18 protein-coding genes, 1 pseudogene and 1 CRISPR repeat array are annotated in these 20,614 nt (G+C 47.5%); of the genes and pseudogenes, 8 read left to right on the forward strand and 11 right to left on the reverse strand.

Translation table 11 applies throughout. The features are described 5' to 3' along the window. The 3 genes and pseudogenes from Xedl_RS16550 to Xedl_RS16560 form a co-directional block, all read right to left on the reverse strand. The coding region (locus tag Xedl_RS16550) for a transposase (protein WP_143187458.1) at positions 1–348 on the reverse strand (348 nt) is incomplete at its 3' end. Positions 349–490: 142 nt separating this feature from the next. After that, positions 491–598, reverse strand: a pseudogene (locus tag Xedl_RS33715) (hypothetical protein); the annotation flags it as partial. A gap of 42 nt (positions 599–640) precedes the next feature. Beyond that, positions 641–1,711 (reverse strand): AraC family transcriptional regulator, encoded by a 1,071-nt coding sequence (locus tag Xedl_RS16560; RefSeq protein WP_083600372.1) that lies wholly within the window; start codon positions 1,709–1,711, stop codon positions 641–643. 330 nt (positions 1,712–2,041) lie between these two features. Here Xedl_RS16560 and Xedl_RS16565 point away from each other — a divergent pair, with 330 nt between their 5' ends. From Xedl_RS16565 to Xedl_RS16600, 8 genes are read left to right on the forward strand one after another with little or no spacing between them, the layout of a single operon-like run. After that, positions 2,042–4,201, forward strand: a complete 2,160-nt coding sequence (locus Xedl_RS16565; protein ID WP_074024878.1) for a thiamine pyrophosphate-dependent enzyme — start codon at positions 2,042–2,044, stop codon at positions 4,199–4,201. A gap of 15 nt (positions 4,202–4,216) precedes the next feature. Further along, complete coding sequence (locus Xedl_RS16570) at positions 4,217–5,770, forward strand: indolepyruvate oxidoreductase subunit beta family protein (protein ID WP_074024879.1); 1,554 nt, start codon at positions 4,217–4,219, stop codon at positions 5,768–5,770. A gap of 27 nt (positions 5,771–5,797) precedes the next feature. Then, entirely contained in the window at positions 5,798–6,217 is a 420-nt protein-coding gene (locus Xedl_RS16575; RefSeq protein WP_074024880.1) for an acyl-CoA thioesterase, read from the forward strand. 50 nt (positions 6,218–6,267) lie between these two features. After that, complete coding sequence (locus Xedl_RS16580) at positions 6,268–8,628, forward strand: bifunctional salicylyl-CoA 5-hydroxylase/oxidoreductase (RefSeq protein WP_074024881.1); 2,361 nt, start codon at positions 6,268–6,270, stop codon at positions 8,626–8,628. Positions 8,629–8,637: 9 nt separating this feature from the next. Next, the gene (locus Xedl_RS16585) at positions 8,638–9,777 is read left to right on the forward strand and encodes a cupin domain-containing protein (RefSeq protein WP_074024882.1); all 1,140 of its coding nucleotides are present in this window, start codon (positions 8,638–8,640) and stop codon (positions 9,775–9,777) included. 3 nt (positions 9,778–9,780) lie between these two features. Then, entirely contained in the window at positions 9,781–10,692 is a 912-nt protein-coding gene (locus tag Xedl_RS16590; protein WP_074024883.1) for a fumarylacetoacetate hydrolase family protein, read from the forward strand. A gap of 18 nt (positions 10,693–10,710) precedes the next feature. After that, positions 10,711–11,700 carry a carbon-nitrogen hydrolase family protein gene (locus Xedl_RS16595; protein WP_074024884.1) on the forward strand — a complete coding sequence of 330 codons (990 nt, stop codon included), beginning with the start codon at positions 10,711–10,713 and terminating at the stop codon, positions 11,698–11,700. Further along, positions 11,697–12,452: a maleate cis-trans isomerase family protein gene (locus tag Xedl_RS16600; protein WP_074024885.1), complete on the forward strand. Its 756-nt coding sequence runs from the start codon at positions 11,697–11,699 to the stop codon at positions 12,450–12,452. The genes Xedl_RS16595 and Xedl_RS16600 overlap by 4 nt, the downstream gene beginning before the upstream one ends. Before the next feature lie 103 nt (positions 12,453–12,555). Here the strand turns inward: Xedl_RS16600 and Xedl_RS16605 are convergent, their stop codons facing one another. From Xedl_RS16605 to cas7e, 8 genes are all read right to left on the reverse strand, one after another. Further along, positions 12,556–13,650: a DUF4056 domain-containing protein gene (locus Xedl_RS16605; protein ID WP_074024886.1), complete on the reverse strand. Its 1,095-nt coding sequence runs from the start codon at positions 13,648–13,650 to the stop codon at positions 12,556–12,558. Positions 13,651–13,685: 35 nt separating this feature from the next. Then, positions 13,686–14,837, reverse strand: coding sequence for a BamA/TamA family outer membrane protein (locus Xedl_RS16610; protein WP_074024887.1), 1,152 nt, complete (start codon positions 14,835–14,837; stop codon positions 13,686–13,688). Continuing rightward, positions 14,837–15,820, reverse strand: coding sequence for a hypothetical protein (locus tag Xedl_RS16615; RefSeq protein WP_074024888.1), 984 nt, complete (start codon positions 15,818–15,820; stop codon positions 14,837–14,839). Before Xedl_RS16615 ends, Xedl_RS16610 begins: the two co-directional genes overlap by 1 nt. A gap of 478 nt (positions 15,821–16,298) precedes the next feature. Continuing rightward, a CRISPR array of direct repeats spans positions 16,299–16,814; the repeat unit is 28 nt; unit sequence GGTTTATCCCCGTGCTTACGGGGAACAC. An 81-nt stretch (positions 16,815–16,895) separates the two neighbouring features. Continuing rightward, positions 16,896–17,189, reverse strand: a complete 294-nt coding sequence (gene cas2e / locus Xedl_RS16620; protein WP_074024889.1) for a type I-E CRISPR-associated endoribonuclease Cas2e — start codon at positions 17,187–17,189, stop codon at positions 16,896–16,898. A 2-nt stretch (positions 17,190–17,191) separates the two neighbouring features. Next, a complete protein-coding gene (gene cas1e, locus Xedl_RS16625) occupies positions 17,192–18,112 on the reverse strand; it encodes a type I-E CRISPR-associated endonuclease Cas1e (protein ID WP_074024890.1) in 921 nt (306 codons plus the stop codon). Continuing rightward, on the reverse strand, positions 18,112–18,786 hold the full coding sequence (gene cas6e, locus Xedl_RS16630; protein ID WP_074024891.1) for a type I-E CRISPR-associated protein Cas6/Cse3/CasE: 675 nt from the start codon (positions 18,784–18,786) through the stop codon (positions 18,112–18,114). The genes cas1e and cas6e overlap by 1 nt, the downstream gene beginning before the upstream one ends. Further along, positions 18,773–19,531 (reverse strand): type I-E CRISPR-associated protein Cas5/CasD, encoded by a 759-nt coding sequence (cas5e, locus tag Xedl_RS16635; protein WP_074024892.1) that lies wholly within the window; start codon positions 19,529–19,531, stop codon positions 18,773–18,775. Before cas5e ends, cas6e begins: the two co-directional genes overlap by 14 nt. 11 nt (positions 19,532–19,542) lie before the next feature. Beyond that, entirely contained in the window at positions 19,543–20,580 is a 1,038-nt protein-coding gene (cas7e, locus tag Xedl_RS16640) for a type I-E CRISPR-associated protein Cas7/Cse4/CasC (RefSeq protein WP_074024893.1), read from the reverse strand. Between the last annotated feature and the right edge of the window lie 34 nt (positions 20,581–20,614).

Genomic DNA, 20,614 nt, shown 5'->3' on the forward strand with positions numbered 1-20,614 from the left:
TTGGCGTTGGACGCCGGCAGAATGCGTCCCTTTTTTGATAAAACCGGTTTCATCGATGATGAGGATGCCTTGCTCATCACCGAGATGGTCAGTCACATAGTCGCGTAAAATATCGCGGGCGGCTTCAGCATCCCAACGGGCACGTTCCAGAAAATATTGAATGTTATCAGGCGAGTGTTCACCCAGCCATTCCGCCAGTTGCCAGCTATTTTTACGCTCAACATCACTGAGTAATCCCCGGAGATAGGCGAGGCAGCGTTGCTGTGGACTGGCATGGTGAAATAATGGTGTCAGACGCGTGTGTAATGAGAGCAGTTCTTGTTCCCAAAGGTTAACAGGTAAGTGCATTGAACACCTCCCCCTATTTTCAGGAAGAATATATCATGAGCTATCATGCCACAATGGAGCGTACGACTGTAGTATTAGGCTTCTCTTCTCTGTATGCGATGACTTTAACCAGTGCATGACCATTTTTAGCTATTACCACTGGCTCTCCAGTGCGAGCAACTTCCTGGACAATTTTGGACAGGTTAGTTTTCGCATCGTAGATGTTAACCTTTTCCATAGTATGACCTCTTAGTGCATAAATATTGAGCATGTCTGTTATCAGTTTGGTCAATTTGGTTAGACTAATATCACGTCATTCACGTTTCAGGCTTTCACTCGGCGTTTCACCATAGCGGGCTTTATATTCTGCGCTAAAGCGTCCCATATGGGCGAACCCCCAACGCAGGGCAACACTTGTGACGCTGGTCGCTTCTCCTGCTAACAGTTCCGTGCGGACATGTGCCATGCGTAAGTCACGTAAATACTGCATCGGGCTGATATTCAGAAACTGCCTGAAGCCAGCATACAGACTGCGCAGGCTGACGCCCGCCACTTGAGCAAGTTGTTCTACGGTGATGGGGTCGTGGGCATGAGCCTGCAAATATTCCTGTACTCGTCGTACATGCCGCGGGCGAATAGAGCATCGGCGGCGATTAGCAGGCATTTCACTGTAATTATGTTGATGGGTGGACAGCAGGGTAACGGAAATCAATTGTTCTATTTGGTTGGTAATCAATTTATGTTGCAAGATGTCGGGCACCTGGGTGGTGCATTCCAGAAGATAAGGCATCAAACAGCGCCAGGCCTGACAGCGTTGCCATTCAAATCCCAGCTCAAATACCAGCGGTTGATCCAGAGGATGCCCCAATTGACCAACAAGCGTTCTCTCCAGCAAGGAGCGGGAGATCCTGATCATAAACTGGTCATTATCGACATTCCAGCGCATAGAAGTGTGTTGATTCGGGCTGAGAATGGAAGCCAGATTGGGAGTGGAGTCAAGACACTGGTCACCGCTTTCAATACCCGCACAGCCAGACAGCGGCATCTGGATGAGAAAAAAAGAATCCAATTCTCCTGGAGTGATTTCAACGCTGGCACCGTAACGCAATCGGCTCATGGAAATATCCCCAAGTGGAATATAGTGCATTTTAGCGTCCAGTTTTTGATTGCTGCCCAGTATCATTAGCTGATGAGGTTGCATTACCCGTCCGACCATAGATTTAATTTCATCAAGATCGTTGGATGAAAAAAGTAAATGTTCTGGCGAATTGAGATGCGCCCCAATTTTTGTGACTGCATATTTGGGATCTGAACAGTTTGAAATTGAATATCTTGATTCAGTATTTTTAGATTCAAAGTAATAGCGAGACCACGAATTACTCATAATTTTAGATACCTCTAGCCAGTCATATTATTGTTATGGTGTGTGAGATATCCCGCTAATAACGTGTAACGTGTTTACTCCCTGTTTTGATTATTCGGGATATAAAAAATAACCTTATTCACCTTATTTAATAGTCTGCTAACAGTATCCATATATTGTTTAAATGAAATATATATGATTATGAATATAGTGATGAGGGGGACTCTATATCCGCCTGCTGCACGCTTTATCCAATCACTGCATAAATCACAATGACATGACAAATCATGTATTGACCGTTAACCCATACCCGAATTAGATAAAAGATAACTTAAAGCGTGTGAGGTAAGCATGGCTGAACGATCATTTGTCGAGGAAGTGAAAAAATTACGTCTGGATCAGGGGGACGTTTTCAGGGGGGAAGGCATACTTGCTGTGACCAAAGCCCTGCTGGAATCTGGTGTGGCGTATGTGGCTGGCTATCAGGGGGCACCGATTTCCCATCTGATGGATGTGTTGTTAGATGCACAAGATATTTTATCTGAATATGGCATTCGCTTTGAAAACAGTGCCAGTGAAGCCACTGCTGCGGCGTCGCTTGCCGCTTGCGTGAATTATCCACTGCGTGGAGCTATCACGTTTAAATCAACGGCTGGCACGAATGTTGCCTCGGATGCATTGGCAAATCTGGCATCGGGCGGTGTGGTGGGGGGAGCACTGATTATCGTCGGTGAAGATTATGGTGAAGGCTCTTCCATCATGCAGGAGCGTAGCCATGCTTTCGCGATGAAGTCCCAGATTTGGTTACTCGATCCACGCCCTAATCTGCCTTCGATTGTACAGGCGGTGAAGATGGGATTTGAGCTATCGGAAGCGAGTAATACGCCAGTGATGTTACAGATGCGCATTCGTGCCTGCCATGTGCATGGTCGGTTTGTGTGTGAGAAAAATCGCGCGTCAACGTTCATGATTCAGGATGCGCTGGAAAATCCGGCGCGTGACCTCAGCCGTATCGTTTTGCCGCCTGCCAGTTTTCTGCATGAGAAAGAGAAAATACAAGATCGCTGGCCTGCGGCCGTGCGCTTTATTCAACAGCATAAGCTGAATGAATTTTTCGCCGAGCAGGCTGATGATGTCGGCCTTGCCCTGCAAGGGGGATGCTATAACACCGTGATCCGTGCCTTGAATTTGCTTGGATTGGCGGATGTTTTTGGCAATAGCCAAATCCCGCTGTATGTCATGAACGTCGCTTACCCGTTGATCGATGAAGAGTTTGAACGTTTTTGTCATGGCAAGCGGGCGATTTTAGTGCTGGAAGAAGGTCAGCCCAATTTTGTGGAGCAGAATGTCGCCAATATCTTGCGCCAGCGTGAAATAGCAACTCGATTGCATGGCAAGGATTTACTGCCAATGGTGGGAGAGTACAACACGGCTACCGTGTTGTCGGGACTCAGGGCTTTCCTGGAACGTTACGGCAAAATTGCAGCAGAAAGTGCAGTGTCTGCCTGTCAGGTACGTATCCCCGCCGTGACCTTACCGATAAAAGATCCTCTGGCAGATGCGGTTCATACCCGCCCCCCCGGATTTTGCACCGGTTGTCCAGAGCGCCCCATCTTTACAGCGATGAAGCTGATTGAACGGGAATTGGGGCAACATCACATCAGTGCCGATATCGGTTGCCATTTGTTTGCCATTTTACCCCCGTTTAATTTGGGCAATACCACGATGGGATATGGATTGGGCGCTGCGAGTGCGGCAGCACTGAATGCACCGGTTACGAATAAGCGGGCAATCGCAGTCATGGGGGATGGCGGGTTTTGGCATAACGGTTTAACCAGTGGCATAGCGAATAGTGTTTTTAACCGCAGCGACAATCTGACCATCATTGTGGACAACAGTTATACCTCCGCGACCGGAGGGCAGGATATTCCCTCTTCAACGGCGTTAAATCCCCATCGCAGTACCGGCCATAACATTGAAAAAGCCGTCAAAGGGGTTGGGGTGAAATGGGTACGCACGATCAAACGTACCTACGATCTCAAAGCCATGATGAATACCTTACGCGAGGCACTAACAACAGGTGAGCACGGGCCAAAAGTTCTGGTCGCACAGAGTGAGTGCATGTTGAATAAGCAACGGCGCGAGAAGGTAAAGGTCAGAGGGGCGATTGCGGAAGGAAAGCGGATCATCCGTGAGCAATTTGGGGTTGATCCTGACACTTGCACGGGCGATCACTCCTGTATCCGTTTGTCCGGTTGTCCTTCTCTATCGATTAAACCGAATCCTGATCCATTACGTACCGATCCGGTGACAACAGTATTAAATAGCTGTGTGGGCTGTGGGTTGTGCGGGGAATTATCTCACGCGGCAGTGTTGTGCCCCTCTTTCTTTAAGGCACGGATCATTATCAATCCCAATCGTTGGGATCGGCTGATTCATCGTATTCGCACAGGGCTTATCGGCTATCTGCAACGTCGTGATGTTAAACGTCGTAATCAATATGATTTTTAACAAGGGGTTATACCTATGTCAGCATCTACCCATTTCTCGTTAACGAACTCACCCAAACAGCCGATCAAAATAGCGATTCTGGCGATGGGAGGGGAAGGCGGCGGCGTACTGGCCGATTGGATCGTGACTTTGGGGGAAGAGAATGGCTATTTCGCCCAAACGACTTCCGTACCCGGCGTAGCTCAGCGGACTGGGGCAACTATTTATTATGTCGAGCTGTTCCCTGGTGCTGACGATCCCGACGTCCCGACACCGGTGCTGGCGCTGATGCCAACTGCCGGTGATGTGGATATTGTGCTGGCTTCGGAATTGATGGAAGCCGGACGTGCTGTCCAACGCGGTTTGGTCACACCGGATCGCACTACGCTTATCGCATCAAGCCATCGGGTATTTTCGATGGGAGAGCGTTCAGCGATGGGGGATGGGCGCGTGGATAACAGGGTATTGATCCGACAATCCCGACAAGCTGCTTTGCGTTTTATCCATTTTGATATGGCGAAGACGGCAGAGAAGAGTGGCAGTGTGATCAGTGCCGTATTGTTTGGGGCGCTCTGTGGTACGGAGATTTTGCCATTTGACCGTAATCAGTTTGAAGCGGCGATCATCAAGAAAAACGTGGGAATAAAGCCCAGCCTGCAAGCCTTTAGTTTGGGATTGAGTCGGGCACAATCGGCGGCAGACTCAAAGACGGTCGAAAAAACGGCACCAGAAACCCCTATGCCAGAAATCCCTATATCGAACAATAAAGTCAATGCCCTGCTGTTACATATCCGGCAAAAGTTCCCTGCCTGTCTCCATCACATTGCCATTGAAGGTGTCAGGCGTCTGATTGATTATCAGGATCTAGCCTACGCTCGTTTGTATCTTGACCGATTACAAAGTCTCATTGAGCAAGTGGTGAAACCTGATGAGCGATTACTGAATGAGCAATTATTACGCGAAACAGCCCGTCATTTGGCGCTATGGATGGCTTACGAAGACACCATGCGGGTAGCAGATCTCAAAATTCGCGCCGGTCGATTCGAGCGTGTCAGTAAAGAAATGCGAGTGAAGGACGGTCAACTGGTCGAAATTAATGACTTTCTGCATCCCAGAATGGAAGAAATCTGTGACACCTTGCCAGTAAGTATCGGGCGCTGGTTGTCTCGTCCTCATTTCGTCAATCGTATGTTGGCGAAATTACTCAGCCGTGGGCGTGTGATCACCACCAGTTCCATTCGGGGATACCTGTTGCTTTATCTGCTGGCGAGTTGGCGTCGCATGCGCCGCTATACGCTGCGCTTTCAGCATGAAACGGGACGTATTGAAGAATGGCTACAGCGAATTGAAGTGGCCGCAAAGCGCGATCCCGAACTGGCTGCGGAAATCGCCCAATGTCAGCGCTTAATCAAGGGATATGGGGATACTTACTCCCGCGGATCAAGTCATTTTCAAACTCTGATGAACATTGTTGATCACCATCCGCATGACTTACCTCCTGCCAGCTTGCGGCAACTACGTGACGCCGCATTAGCGGATGAGCAGGGTGACCGATTACGTGAGTGCCAACAGAGTCTCTCTTTATATTAAAGAAAGAACCTACCTAAGGAGCCTGCAATGAGCCTGCTTAGTTTTATACAGCCCCATAAGATCCGCTTTTCTGAATGTGATCCGGCGGGGATCGTCTTTTATCCCCAGTATTTCGTGATGTTCAACAACTTGCTGGAAGATTGGTTCGATGAATTAACGTCAATGGGATATGCCAATTACATCGCAAAACACCGTTTGGGGTTACCGACGGTTCATCTGGAGGCGGAGTTTAAGGCCATTAGCCGAATGGGGGATCAAGTCTGGCTGGAATTAAGAGTAGAGAACATTGGCAAGAAATCATTGACGCTGCTTCAACGCTGCGTCAGCAAAGAAGGTGAATTGAGGATGAGAGTCACTCAGACTTATGTCACCACTTCGCTGGATACTCATCAAGCTATTCCGATACCCGACGAATTTTACTATGCGTTAACTGAACAAATGCCTTAACCAAATAGGCGATTGCATGGCGTAGATATCGTGCGGCAGGAGAATAAATTATGAATGTAAGAGGTAAGAGTGCAGTAATCAGTAAAAATACCGTGGCCATCAGTGGCAAGAATATCGTCTGTATTGGCGGCGGACCGGCTGGGTTATATTTCGGCCTGCTGATGAAATTACAAAATCCTGATAATCGTGTTGTGGTGATCGAGCGCAATCGTCCGTATGACACCTTTGGTTGGGGAGTGGTGTTTTCGGATGCAACGTTGGAAAACCTGCATCTGGCCGATCCTGTGTCGGCGGAAATAATCAGGAAGGAGTTTAGCCGTTGGGATGATATCGATATCCATTTCAAGGGAACCGTCAATCGTAGTGGTGGTCATGGATTTATTGGTATTGGCCGTAAAAAACTCCTGAATATCTTGCAAGACCGTTGCCACGAAGTCGGGGTTGAGTTGCTGTTTGAAACCCAGATTGAGGATGAACAGGAGATTGCCCACAAATATCATGCTGATTTGCTGATTGCCTCTGATGGGATCAATAGTCAGATCCGTACCCGTTATGCTGAATTTTTCCAGCCCGATATCGATCAACGCCATTGCCGTTTTGTCTGGTTAGGAACGCATAAAGTTTTTGATGCATTTACGTTTCTGTTTGTTGAAACCGAATATGGCTGGTTTCAGGTTCACGCCTATCAATTTCAGGAAGGGCTATCGACTTTTATTGTCGAAACGACGGAAGAGACCTGGCTGGCTGCGGGTATCGACAAAATGTCACAGGAAGAGGGCATTGCCTATTGTGAAAAAATATTCGCCCCCTGGCTGGATGGACATAAATTAATCTCCAATGCCACCCATTTGCGCGGTGCCGCCATCTGGATACGTTTTCCCCGAATAATTTGTGCCAATTGGGTGCACTGGATCAAACCAGAGGGAGAGAACGGCAAAAATATCCCGATTGTATTAATGGGAGATGCCGCCCATACCGCCCATTTTTCCATTGGTTCCGGTACAAAATTGGCACTGGAAGATGCGATTGAACTGGCAAACAACCTGAAAACCCATCAAGGGAATTGGCAGGCGGGTTTATCCGATTATCAGCAATCGCGCAGCGTAGAAGTGCTGAAAATCCAGAATGCCGCGCGTAATTCAACGGAATGGTTCGAAAATGTTGCACGCTATGAAAGTTTTTCGCCTGAACAATTCGCTTATTCATTGCTGACTCGTTCACAGCGTATTTCCCATGAAAATTTGCGCTTGAGGGATCGGGCATGGCTGGAAAATTATGAGTGCTGGTTTGCGCAAAAATCGCCCCCGCCCTCATCGCTGCCCCCACCGTTGCTGACCCCTTATCAGGTACGGGGCGTGAGCTTGAAAAATCGGGTGGTGGTCTCTCCTACGCTGTTGTATAGCGCTGTGGAAGGCGTTCCGGATTCATTCCATCTGGTTCATCTTGGTAGCAGGGCATTGGGTGGCGTGGGTTTGGTGATCGCGGAAATGACGGCCATTTTTCCACAAGCACGTGTCACTCCTGCTTGTACGGGATTGTGGAACGATCAGCAGGTGCAGGCGTGGAAGGCGATCACTGATTTTGTCCACCAGCACTCTGACACTCGGATAGGCATTCAACTGGGACATGCGGGAAGGCGGGGATCAACCCAACTGGGGTGGCAACAAGCTGATCACCCTTTGCCAGAGGGTAACTGGCCCTTAGTTTCAGCATCCGCCTTGCCCTATTTGGCTGGAATTTCACAAGTACCAGCGGCGCTCACTAAAGCGCAAATGGCCGAAATTATTGAGCAGTTTATTGCCGCAACTCACCGTGCCATCAAAGCAGGGTTTGACTGGCTGGAGATTCAGGCCGCACACGGTTATCTGCTCTCCAGTTTTATCTCTCCGTTGACTAACCAGCGCGATGACGAATATGGCGGTTCGCTGGAAAACCGGCTTCGCTTCCCGTTGGCCGTCTTTAAGGCGGTGCGTGATGTTTGGCCGGCGAATTTGCCGATATCTGTGCGTATTTCGGCTACGGATTGGGTTGCGGGGGGAACGACAGTTGACGAAGCCGTAGAGATTGCCCGTCGTTTCCGTGCAGCCGGAGTAGATATGGTGGATTGTTCCACCGGAGAAGTTTCCCCTGAACAGCAGCCGGTTTATGGACGTATGTACCAGACGCCGATGGCTGATCGCATTCGTAATGAAGGCAACGTGCCGGTTATTGCAGTTGGTGCAATTACGGATGCGGATCAAATTAACGGCATTATCGCTTCGGGTCGTGCTGATCTCTGTGCCTTATCCCGCCCATTCTTATCTGATGCGGCCTGGTTACTGCATGAATGTGCCAGATATGGCTGGACGGGTATCGATTGGCCGGAACCTTATCTTTACGGCAAAGCGCAATTGATTAGAAAACAACGCTAGGAGATATCCATGTCTCAACAAGAAAATATCCAAACTCATGATCAATATCGGGAAGATATTCTCGGCCGTGCCAATGTTGCCGATAGCCCTGAACTGCTGGCGTATTACAGGGAGTTGGTTAAATACAAGACAGGGGCACTCTGGACAATCGCCAATAAAATAGAACCCTGGCAACCTAAATCCGCTTCAGTGCCGGTACTTTGGCGTTACCGTGATCTGCGTGAGTACGTTCTAAAATCGGCCGATTTAGTCACACCGGAAAAAGCAGGCCGCCGTGTGGTCTATCTGAACAATTCGGGAGAGCCTGGAGCCTCCACCGCTGTTGGCTTGCTCTATTCCGGTCTCCAGACAATGCGGCCAGGTGAAGCGGCATCGGCACATGCCCACTCCTCTTCTGCTTTGCGTTTCATCATGGAAGGGCGTGGTGCTTACACCATTGTTGATGGTCAGAAAATGTCGTTGGGAGCGAATGATTTCGTCTTAACCCCCAATGGCACCTGGCATGAGCACGGTGTTGATCCTGATGGCTCGCAATGTATCTGGCAGGATGGTCTGGATATACCGCTGGTTAACATATTGGAGGCGGGTTTTTATAAGGTACATCCTGATTTGCGTCAGGCGGTGACTGAAGCCGTGGATTCTTCCATTGCACTTTGGGGTGCCCCTGCTTTGCGTCCACAGAATGTTGGCTGGGATAAACCTTATTCCCCGCTGTTCAGATACCAATGGGAGCCAACTTATGAAGCCTTGCAGCGTTACGCTCATGTGTCAGCAGGATCGCCTTTTGATGACATTTTGATGCACTACTCCAATCCGCTAACAGGCGGCCATGTGATGCCGACTCTCGGCGCCAGTATGCAGTTGTTGCACCCTGGTTTTGTTGGCAAGGCACATCGGCACACTGGCAGTTTCATCTATCAAGTGGCGAAAGGAAAAGGGTATTCCGTGATTGATGGTCAACGATTTGACTGGCAAGAGCGGGATATTTTCTGCGTACCTTCGTGGGCATTTCATGAACATGTGAATAACTCACAGACCGATGATGCTTGCCTGTTCTGTTTCAATGACTTGCCTGTCATGCAGGCATTGCAATTGTATTACGAAGAGGCCCTGTCTGATAACAATGGGCACCAACCAGTGAGAGGATAAGAGATGCGTTTAATCACTTACCGTTCAGAAGTTACGGCTGCCGCGAGATTAGGCGCGATAGTCAATAATTACGTAGTAGATTTGGCGAAATTAGCCGCCCATACCGGAAATAGATTACCGGATAACATGCTGGAATTTATTGATCTGGGACCCTTGGCGGTGAGAAGCACAACAGCGCTGTTAGATTCATTCAAGGGGTTTTGGCCTGCGGGGATTTCACTGCCATTGCAGAATGTGAAAATTCTCGCGCCCATTCCTCGCCCCCGGAAAAACATCTTTGGTATTGGCCTGAACTATGTTGAACATGTGGCCGAATCCAGCCGCTCTCTGGATACGGCAAAAGATCTGCCAAAAGAGCCGGTTATTTTCTCTAAGCCGCCAACGACAGTGATTGGCCCTGGCGACGCGATTGAGCATAACAGTGAGATCACCCAGCAATTGGATTGGGAAGTGGAGCTGGCGGTGATTATCGGCATGCGTGCCAAAGGTGTATCGGAAGCTGAGGCATTGAAATATGTTTTTGGCTATAGCCTGATGATCGACATGAGTGCCCGTGATTGCCGTCGGGCTGGGCAGTGGATCTACTCCAAAGGGCAGGATACCTATGCGCCTTTTGGCCCTTGCATTGTCACCGCTGATGAAATTGCCAACCCGCAAGAGCTGGCGTTGAGCCTAAAAGTCAATGGCGTAACTAAACAGGATTCCAATACGCGCCATATGTTGTTCAAGGTCAATACTCTGATTGCCGATATTAGCAAAGGCATCACGCTGGAGCCGGGAGATATCATTGCCACAGGCACACCGGAAGGGGTTGGGGCGGGGCGTGATCCACAAGAATGGCTGTGGCCAGGGGATGTGATTGAAGCATACCTTGAAAAGGTTGGTCATTTGCGTCACTCCGTTATTGCGGTGTAAATAAAACAGGAGCCTGATATGCTGAAACTTCCTAAGTTCAAGGCGGCTGCGGTACAGGCTGCCCCCATCTTTCTGGATACCGAGGCGACGGTTGATCTCGTCTGCCGATTGATCCAAGAAGCGGCAGAGAAGGGCGCCAGTTTGGTGGCGTTTCCTGAGGTGTTTGTTTCGGGTTATCCCTATTGGAACTGGGTGATGAACCCAATACAAGGCAGCCCGTGGTTTGAAAAACTGTGCAAATCGGCCATTGAAGTGCCAGGGCCGGAGATCAATAAAATCGCACGGGCGGCGGCGCGTCATCATATCAACGTTGTGATTGGGGTGAATGAACGCACTCCTCATGGCATAGCAACACTCTATAACACCCTGGTCACTATTTCTGATGAAGGGAACATTCTGGGGCGTCATCGCAAGCTGGTGCCGACATGGGCGGAAAAATTAACGTGGGCGAATGGTGATGCGGCTTCGTTAAAAGTACATGACACCCGTATCGGCCCATTGGGCGTGCTGGCCTGCGGCGAAAATACTAATACGTTGGCGCGCTTTTCCTTGTTATCTCAGGGCGAATTGGTACATGTTGCCAGTTATATCTCCCTGCCGGTTGCCCCACCGGATTATGATATGGCTGAAGCGATCCGTTTACGAGCGTCAGCCCACTGTTTTGAAGGCAAAGTGTTTACCCTTGTCTCCTGCTCCACGATTTCGCCGGAAATTGTAAAAGCGATGTCGGCCAGCCATCCGGAAGCTGAAGCGTTGCTGGCACGTTCTAATAGTGCATTTACCGGCATTATTGGGCCTGATGGGCGAGTGATGGGTGATCCCCTGATTGATAAAGAAGGGATTGTCTATGCGCAGATTGACTTGAATCGCTGTATTCAGCCGCGTCAAATGCACGATATCACAGGGCATTACAACCGATTTGATATCTTCGATCTAAAAGTGAACCGTCGTCCGATGAAGGCGATTCGGTTTACCGATCTGCCATCCGATCAGGAGGATCTCCCATGAATAACGGCCGGCATTTTAGAGTGGGGCTGATTGTGCCCTCGTCAAATACGACTATGGAAACAGAAATCCCCGCTATCTTGCGTGCCCGTGAAGCAATAAGCCCTGAACGTTTCACCTTTCATTCCAGTCGCATGAGAATGAAAACGGTCACAAAAACAGAACTGGCGGCCATGGATGCGGACAGTGATCGCTGTGCGTTTGAATTGTCGGATGCAGCGGTTGATGTGTTGGGATATGCCTGTTTAGTGGCGATCATGAGCATGGGACAGGGATATCACCGCATCTCTGAAAAGCGCCTCCATCTACGGACAGTAGAAAATGGACATCCGGCGCCAGTGGTGACCAGCGCAGGAGCATTGGTGGATGGGTTACATACTTTGGGGGCGAAACGCATCTCCATACTGACACCCTATATGAAGCCATTAACTCAGTTAGTGATTGATTACATCGAAAATGAGGAAATTGAAGTTATCGACAGCATTTCGCTGGAGATCCCCGATAACCTTGCGGTCGGGCGGCAAGATCCTCTCGCACCGGTGGAGATTACCAAACGGTTGAATAGCAATGTGGATGTTATTGTAGCTTCCGCTTGTGTACAAATGCCTTCTTTGGCGTCAGTAGCGCTGATCGAAGATCGGGTGGGATTACCTGTTATTTCTTCATCGGTGGCGACAACCTACATGATATTGAAACAGCTTGGGCTGGATACATACGTTCCGCGATTTGGCTCACTGTTATCAGGAAAATATTGATCGAGAGACAAAAGGTTGTTCAACTTATGCCAGATTCAACCGTGTTTGTTGACCATTACTTGCCTGCCTTGCTTGGGCAGGCATACACCAATATGTAGGGTATTTATCTTATGAGCAACTGTCTCTTATCTTCCCGTTGGGCATTTTCCGCCAGTATTTTAAAATCTTTTACTGTCCAATATTGCTTTGGAACAGGCAGGTTTTTCATCTCATTGGTTGGCCATAGCTGAAATTCAGCCAGTTTATCCAACGAAAAATGCTGATAATACTCAGGCAGAGACAGGCGCAGGGCAAAGTTCTCTTTACCGAAAGGCATTAATGGGTAGCGGTTGTCTTGGATATCATAATTCCGGTGCAATACTAAAAACTTCTCTGGAATGCGTTGATAACTGTTCCACCACAAACCATCTACGCTATCAAACATCTCCTTTGTGCCTGATTTAGGATAATCCCCAAGTTCATGCAAGGCTATTGGCAAGATCTTAGCCATTGAATGCGAAAACTGCTCCACAGAAGAAGCATGGCCTGTCAGAATCAGCGTCAGAGCCAACCGTGCACCCAACAGGTTGGAATAGAGATCTTCTGGGGAAAAAGCCGAAATGCCTTCTGAAAATCCAGGGACTGATTGATAGCCATACCATTGCGCTATTTCATGCCAGGCTGCAAGCTGAAAAGCGAGTTTAGCGGCCAAATAAGCACTTAGCGTATAGCGTTCAGCAGGTTCTTCCGGCGGTGTAAAAGCCAAAAAATGTATTTTACGGGCGGCCAGTTCATTACTCAGGGTTAATTTCCACTCTTGACCAAGATGGGCGTAAATCTGGCTAAACAGATAAAGCGTATAATCTGCGGTATCCCTCACATGGGAAATATCAATAAACCCTCCCTGACGGGTATAGAGCAGACCCACTTTTTCATTGCTTACTCCCAACAAAGCAGCACTGGCACCAATAACACTGTCATTGTAGTGATGCTCACCCAGTTTCTTAGCTTCTACGATATTGTCGATGTCGTAGAAGGGGATGGGGATATTCCACAGTTGGGTTTTAAGGTTATAGCCGAAAGCACAGCAAGCTCTTAAACCTTCTGGCGGGGCAATGGGGGATAATGCATCCCAATTTTGCTGTGATTGTTCATGGGTATCACTGATAAGGACAGGTTTTACCGGATTAACAGATTGTGGTTGATTTTGGCATGCCATCAGTAAAAAACAGAGGCAAAGTGTCACTAATAATCTCAAAACGCTTCCCCAACCTGAAAATAGAACCCAGTGCTGCCCTTGCCGACACCAAAATCTAATCTGACATTCATGCGTGGCTTAAACTCAAAACGATAGCCAACACCCACAGAAGGAAGCCAATGTTTGCTTCCCAATTGTGAAGGGGAATCTCCCAACGTGCCGGTGCCTACCCAACCGACCACACCGTGGCGCCAGTCAAGTTTGTGCCGTAACTCTAATTGTGTGGTGAAGATATTGTTGTCACGGTAGCGCCCTTCATAATATCCACGCATCCGCTGGCCGTTACCAAGCAGTGATAGCTGGTTCCACGGTACATCACCTGCGCTGAAACGGGCATAGTTATCAAAGGCCAAAACTGTCTTTTCAGATAGCTGGTAATAGGTCGAGAACTGAAGTTGGGTGGTATGGAAACGGTGATTACTGCCTAATTCAGGGGAAAAATAGGTGTAAACGATCTCAAATACTTGTCCGTGCCGTGCATTGGGCAAGAAATCTCGCGTGTCATAACTGAAATGGGCGCTAATACCAGAACTTATCACGGAACGACCACCGATAGACTGGGCAAAATACCGTTTGGCACCGCTATCTGGATCACTGGCATTGACAGATGAAAAATTCCAGCCTAATCCCATATAGGTGGCGTCAGTGATGCGATAGAGGAGGCGCGGGTGAATAGCAAATTCCTGCGAACAATATTTACCTTTGTTATTGTCATTCTTACCGGCACGATAACCCTTGCCCCAATAGTAAGTTGGCGTGTTATTCAATGTACCGGAAACGAATAACCGCCATCGGTCACTGGCACGAAAATTGTAATTGGTAAAGTTCAGGCCAAACGCACCGGTAGATGAACCAAAGCCACTCAGTCCTAATGAAGAGTTCTGGCTGATCTGGTCTAAATGGTCAGGACGGTACAGGGCGGCCACGGCAACACCAATCCCCATCCCCATTTCAGGGGTGTAGAAAGGGCCAGGCAATACGCCCCAGTCAATTTTCTTGTGCTCGTCAAAATAATTACTGCCACCTAATTGGTTTAACCAAGCATCAATTTTTTGCTGATCGGGCAGGATATCAGCGTGTGCCGATGAAATGGTAAAAATAAACAGGCTGGCAATGACCAGCCTTTTGAATATTGTAAAGTTAAACATTAAAAACGGAACTCACCGGAGATAAAGAAGCTATTACGGTTGCCAAAACCGACTTCTGACAGGATATTGAAATTACGGGTGACTTCGATACGTGCACCAATGGTATTGTTCCACTTATGGGCTAGGTGTTGTTTGACGTCGAACGACATGTCAGGGTCTTCTTCAAGGATGAGACTAGTTATTGCTCCTAGTGGCCCTGTCATATTTAGGTTAGCGACCTTACCGCTAAAACGTTGAGTGATATCTTGGTACATAGCTCCAGTCCAAATTTGGACTTTGGTATTACCTTGCCCTGCCACTAATGGGCTAAAGATGAATTCATAACCAATTCTAGGCGTTATAACAAGGGCTTTGATACCACCGTCTAAAATATCTAAATTGGTTTGGGTATAGTTTGCATCTAATGTTGCAAAAAATTGGTTATAACCGCCAGCCAATGTAATACCGCCACCATAGGTTTTACCTTTAAAGTCTAAAGTGAAAGGAATATTTTGGAACATAGGTGTACCAATAAATATTACGTTTTCAATATTAGTTTCAGATGAACCTTTTGTTTTTCCATATACACCATAGACATTTAAAAATGGCAAAACCCATGTATCTAGCTTAAGCATATGTGATTCATTGCGTTCACGGGTTTTCCCAGCTATGACTTTAGTAGTTTCTTGTGTTTCAGGATTTTCAGGCATAATAAACCCGATTTGATCCACCACAACATCCTGTCTCAGGTTCATATAACCATAACTAGCACCAAACGGTTCAGGCAGGTCGTAGCCTTTTGCACGAGCGGCATCACCCCAAATTGGCAGAATACGAGATCCTGATTTGGTCGATTGAGATAAGCTACCGTCATTATTTGTTTGCTGAACGCCAGATTCAGATACAGTTAATGAAAAAAGCGGACGATCACTATCTGCATAGCTATAGGAGGTCGCCAGACACAGCGTCGCGGCTAATAATTTGCTGGTGTTAGTTGAGTTCATAAGTGAATCTTCTTCCTATGTTTTAGGATTATATTGTTTGTAAATTAGACAGATGAGAGCAAAAAGGGGCGTAGATTATCATAGCTCTTTTTGACAATCATCAACGAATTATGCCTGTAGGTGGAAGATCGCACGATTTGAAATATTTGTTTGTTTTATCACCAGTTTGGGCGGGTTTTATTTCTCCAAAGGGTTAGTGAAAATAATTAATTGATATTAAAATTATTTCTAATATTGATTTTTATTTAGGTTTCTTAAAATAAGAGAACGGTCTATAAATATTTAATTTTATTTATTGTTTTCTTGGTTTATTACAATAAATCATTGTTAAACGACAATTGATTATCTTATCCTTGATTTGCTATTACCTTATTTAATTAATGGTTCCATTAATGTTTTTTATGCGTAGCATATTGGAATTATTCATTGAGTCTACGGGGATAACATAAGAACTGACACTAGCCTTCACTACGAGGGCGGTTTATCCCCGTGCTTACGGGGAACACTAGGTGGTTTAAATCCAGATTTTAAATCCACTCGGTTTATCCCCGTGCTTACGGGGAACACTCGGAGTAGACAAACAGCGGTTTACCGTGATGCGGTTTATCCCCGTGCTTACGGGGAACACTCACGATAGCCGTAATATCCTAAACCTGGGTCTGGTTTATCCCCGTGCTTACGGGGAACACCCCATGGGCACGAGCACGATTAACATCAATACCGGTTTATCCCCGTGCTTACGGGGAACACAAAGGAAACGATTACCGCCTGATAGTTTCTATCGGTTTATCCCCGTGCTTACGGGGAACACTTCACCCTTAACACAATTCCGGGTAAAGAATTCGGTTTATCCCCGTGCTTACGGGGAACACATTGGGCTACAGCATTAGCAATTGGAGCTGATCGGTTTATCCCCGTGCTTACGGGGAACACCCACCACAGAAAGGGTAAAAATTAACATATACCGGTTTATCCCCGTGCTTACGGGGAACACACTAACTATAACCAATTGTTCTAAAAAACTTTTATCAACAGAAGAAACTCTACCGTTTTAATCGCCTTTAACTCCCCCAAACTAATCCTCAGAAAGTGGCTTAAATTTCACTAAACGCAGGCCATCAAAATCTAGCGGCTCCCTTCGGTTTTCACCAAAAGTTTGAAAATCAAATCCAGATTCGGTGTTGGTCTGCCATGCCATAACGGCATTTCCATCTTCGGCCAGTTCCGTGATTTGTTGCCAAATCATCTCCCTGATTTTATGAGAGATATTACCCACATAAACCCCTGCTCGTATTTCCAGTAACCAAATAGCCAGACGTCCCCGTAATCGAGGAGGAACGGCTTCTGTTACGACCACCGTCATACTCATCTTTACTGGCTCCTGTGCCCAATGTCACCAATGGATACCGGTTCAGGAATGGCGGGAGGTTGTGCATCAGCAGGAGCGGGTGGCGGAGAAATTTCGCCCGCCGCAAGTATTTCCTCAATTAAGGGAATAAGGCGTTTCAGAATTTTGTCTGTCCTGAATTTCTCGCGGCAAGCAATTCTGACTTGCCTGTCAGGAGCAATACTATTGGTGGCCGCGACTTTAAACGCAATAGGCACGACAGTATCAAACTTCAAGATATCCGCAATATCATAGACAAATGACAAGGGTTTGCCGGTATGCAGAAAACCAATGGCAGGTGCATAGCCAGCAGCCAGAATGGCTGCCTCGGTCACGCCATATAAGCAAGAGGTTGCTGCACTGATACAGCGATTGATCAGGTCACCTTTATCCCAATCCGTATGATCGTAATTGCGCCCATGCCATTTTACCCCATACTGTTTTGCCAATATTTGATAGATCTTCCTGACACGAGCGCCCTCAATGCCCCTAAGTTGTTCAATATTGCGTTTTTGGGGAGCAGGCTCCCCAAAGCGCAATTCAAACATTTTGCGGACAACTTTGAGCCTTAAATCCTCATCCAGTGCCAGCTTAGCCTGATAAAGTAGTCGGTCTGAACGCGCACCTCCTGGTTGTCCTACGGAATAGAGCCTGACACCGGCTTCCCCCACCCAAATAAGCAATGTTCCGGTAGTAGCAGCCAGTTTTACCGCAGCATGGCTAATGCGGGTGCCTGGCTCCAGCATAATGCAGGCGAGGGAACCAACGGGAATATGCATACGTTCACCGTTGACTTCATCAATCACAACAAACGCATTATCTTTGACATCAATACGTCCCATGCCGATAAAGATCATCGAATTCCTGTCCTTGATGGGAATGGGTTTTAATGGAATAAATGCCATTACAGCGCCCTGATCAGCATTAGCCCACAACCAAAGGATTTTGCCCTGCCAAACCCTTTTTGGTATTGCTCAAGGAAAAGTTCGCTATCTGACAAAGTGAGCACACCCTGAAAATCCACGCTGGAAAATGCCACTTTCTGACCAGAAGCTTTGAAGCTGCGATGTTGGGTATAGCGTTCAATATCTGGGGCGAAGTCAAAGCGAATTCCCCAATTAGCCAGCCGTTTTTCATCCTGTATCCAGGCTTGGGCGGCTTGCGTCATTACTGATTCGATTTCGTCTGAGCGACCAGCATGTCTTGCCTGACGTTTGGCATGCATCAATACGTCATGGCGAAGCTGTTTGCCTGAATCTTTATTTGTAATGCAGACAGTGGGGTTCGCGCGGAGTTTAAACGCCAGTTTTTGACCATTATATAATTGAGGGATAAAAGGTTTGGTCTGAATCTGGAAGCGCGGGGAATTGGCTATTGGTGTCGTTGTGGACAACACAAAAAATTCAGGTCTGCCACTTAAGCTCATCTCTTGCCTGAACAAGAAATTGCGCTCTTCCTGCTCGGTAAACAGTTGCCACAAGAGTTGGTGGGAAGCATAGACATCATTTTTCGTCTGTTTTCGTGACGGTGCTTGTATATGATAAACCGAAGGGCGCAAAGTAACTTTAGACAGATACATGAGTTCCCTCCACGGTCGATAACTGGTGCATTGTGCGTTGCGTAAACTGCCAGTGGCTGCGTGATAGCGGTTCATCCCAACCTTGATGAGTCAGTGTTGTCGTATCAGGGAGTGTGATCTCGTCTTTATCTCCTTCCCAGAAATAGCTCACGACATCGTGATTACGCTGCCAGTAGTGATTGGCCTTTTCTGATTGATGAGGTAAGGGAGGAAAAGGCGTATCAAGGGCTGCTTTTAATGACGGATATTCTGCCAATTGCGGCATCATCGGAAGCGCAAGAGGGCAGGATTTTCGCCCAAGGCTCAGTGTAAAGACCGGTTTTATCAGCGCATCACGCAAAGCCGAAAGTGTGAAACTGGCCTGTTCGGTCAATGAAATTGTGATAACCCATACACCATCAGCAAGGTAATCGCGTGAAGACAGCACTGTGTTTAATTTGGATTTATCGCGCAACTCACTTTTACGGGTCAGATGTGCCTGTTTTTTCTCTTGTGAGGGAACTTGGGTAGTATGGTAATCCCGCATTAATAAACCGGAAACAATCTGTTTGATGGCGATTTTGATACCCTGCTGCAATGCCACAAGTTGTGTTTCATCGTCACGCCGGATACCCAATGCTGCACCTAATAGCCCTAAGATAGCCGAGCGGGTTGGATCAGTGCCGGTCGGCCGATCTTCGCCGACCGCCTCCACCCCCCAACTGGCTAGTGCTCCATATAAACGAAAGACCAGGTAAGTCTGCATATTGGCCTCTTTTATTCAGTAACGAATTGAAGTAGCTCAGTAAAACGACCTTCACCCGTGACGGCATTGATTTCATAGAGCGTGTCAGCGCAAGCGCCATAAACGTTATCGAAGTTTTTCCTCTGATTTTCTAACGCGTTGATGGCATCAGTTGCCTGATCTTCGCTATCAATGGGTTTTAAAAACGCAACAGACAGGGAACGAGGCTGATATTCTCCCTTTTCCGCCAATACATAGCTGGCATAAGCGCGGGAGCCGAAACTGTTTTGTTTGCCGGATGGGGCGATTTTAATAGCGGCTTCTGTCAGGGCAGCGATGGCTTTATTCGCCAGTGCTTCATTGCCAGACAGATTTTCGATTAACAAAGATTTGTTGATGCAGATATAGCTGTAGAACAGCGCGGCGGCAAAGCCGGTTTCGCCAATATGAGCCGAACCGGAATCACTTTTGCCCGCATTGAGATCGTCTACCGCGGTAAAATAGTCATCTTCTACGGCAACACGGTGAACACTGATAGCATGGGCAACCTGACAGGCTGCTTCCACACTATGGGCAGGGCTGGATGCCAGCATTCGGCCAAACAGGGCAATATCTACGGCTGTTTTTTCTCTGCTCAGTAGGTTCAATTCTGCTTTGGTGGGTGCGCGATTTTCGGCGATGAGTTTATCGGCCAATGCAAAGGTAGCCTCTTTTTCTGCCGGGCTGATATGAGCCAATTGTTCAATTTCCAGAGGTTCATCTTTTTTATTTTTGCCAAAAACCTCTGCAATAACAGTAGCCCATTGAGTGGCTTGTTTTTCTTTAACTCCCCCATTAAGTAAGCGTTGATAAACCTGAAATCCAAAGCGCTTGGTACGAAAACCAAGGTGCTCTGCGAGAGCATCCTGAAACAGTTCAGAGATTCGCCAGTGGCGTTTCAAACTTTGAGAGCTAATTCTTAATCTCTCAGCCCCGCCCATTCTGGCAGTTTTAGGACGTCCGAGATCATCGCGATTCAGGTTGGCAGGAGGATAGGAAGTCAACAGATGTAGCTGAATAAATTGGCTCATTTAAAATTCCTTATAGAGTAAAGATGATGAATTA

It is taken from the genome of Xenorhabdus eapokensis (assembly GCF_001908105.1).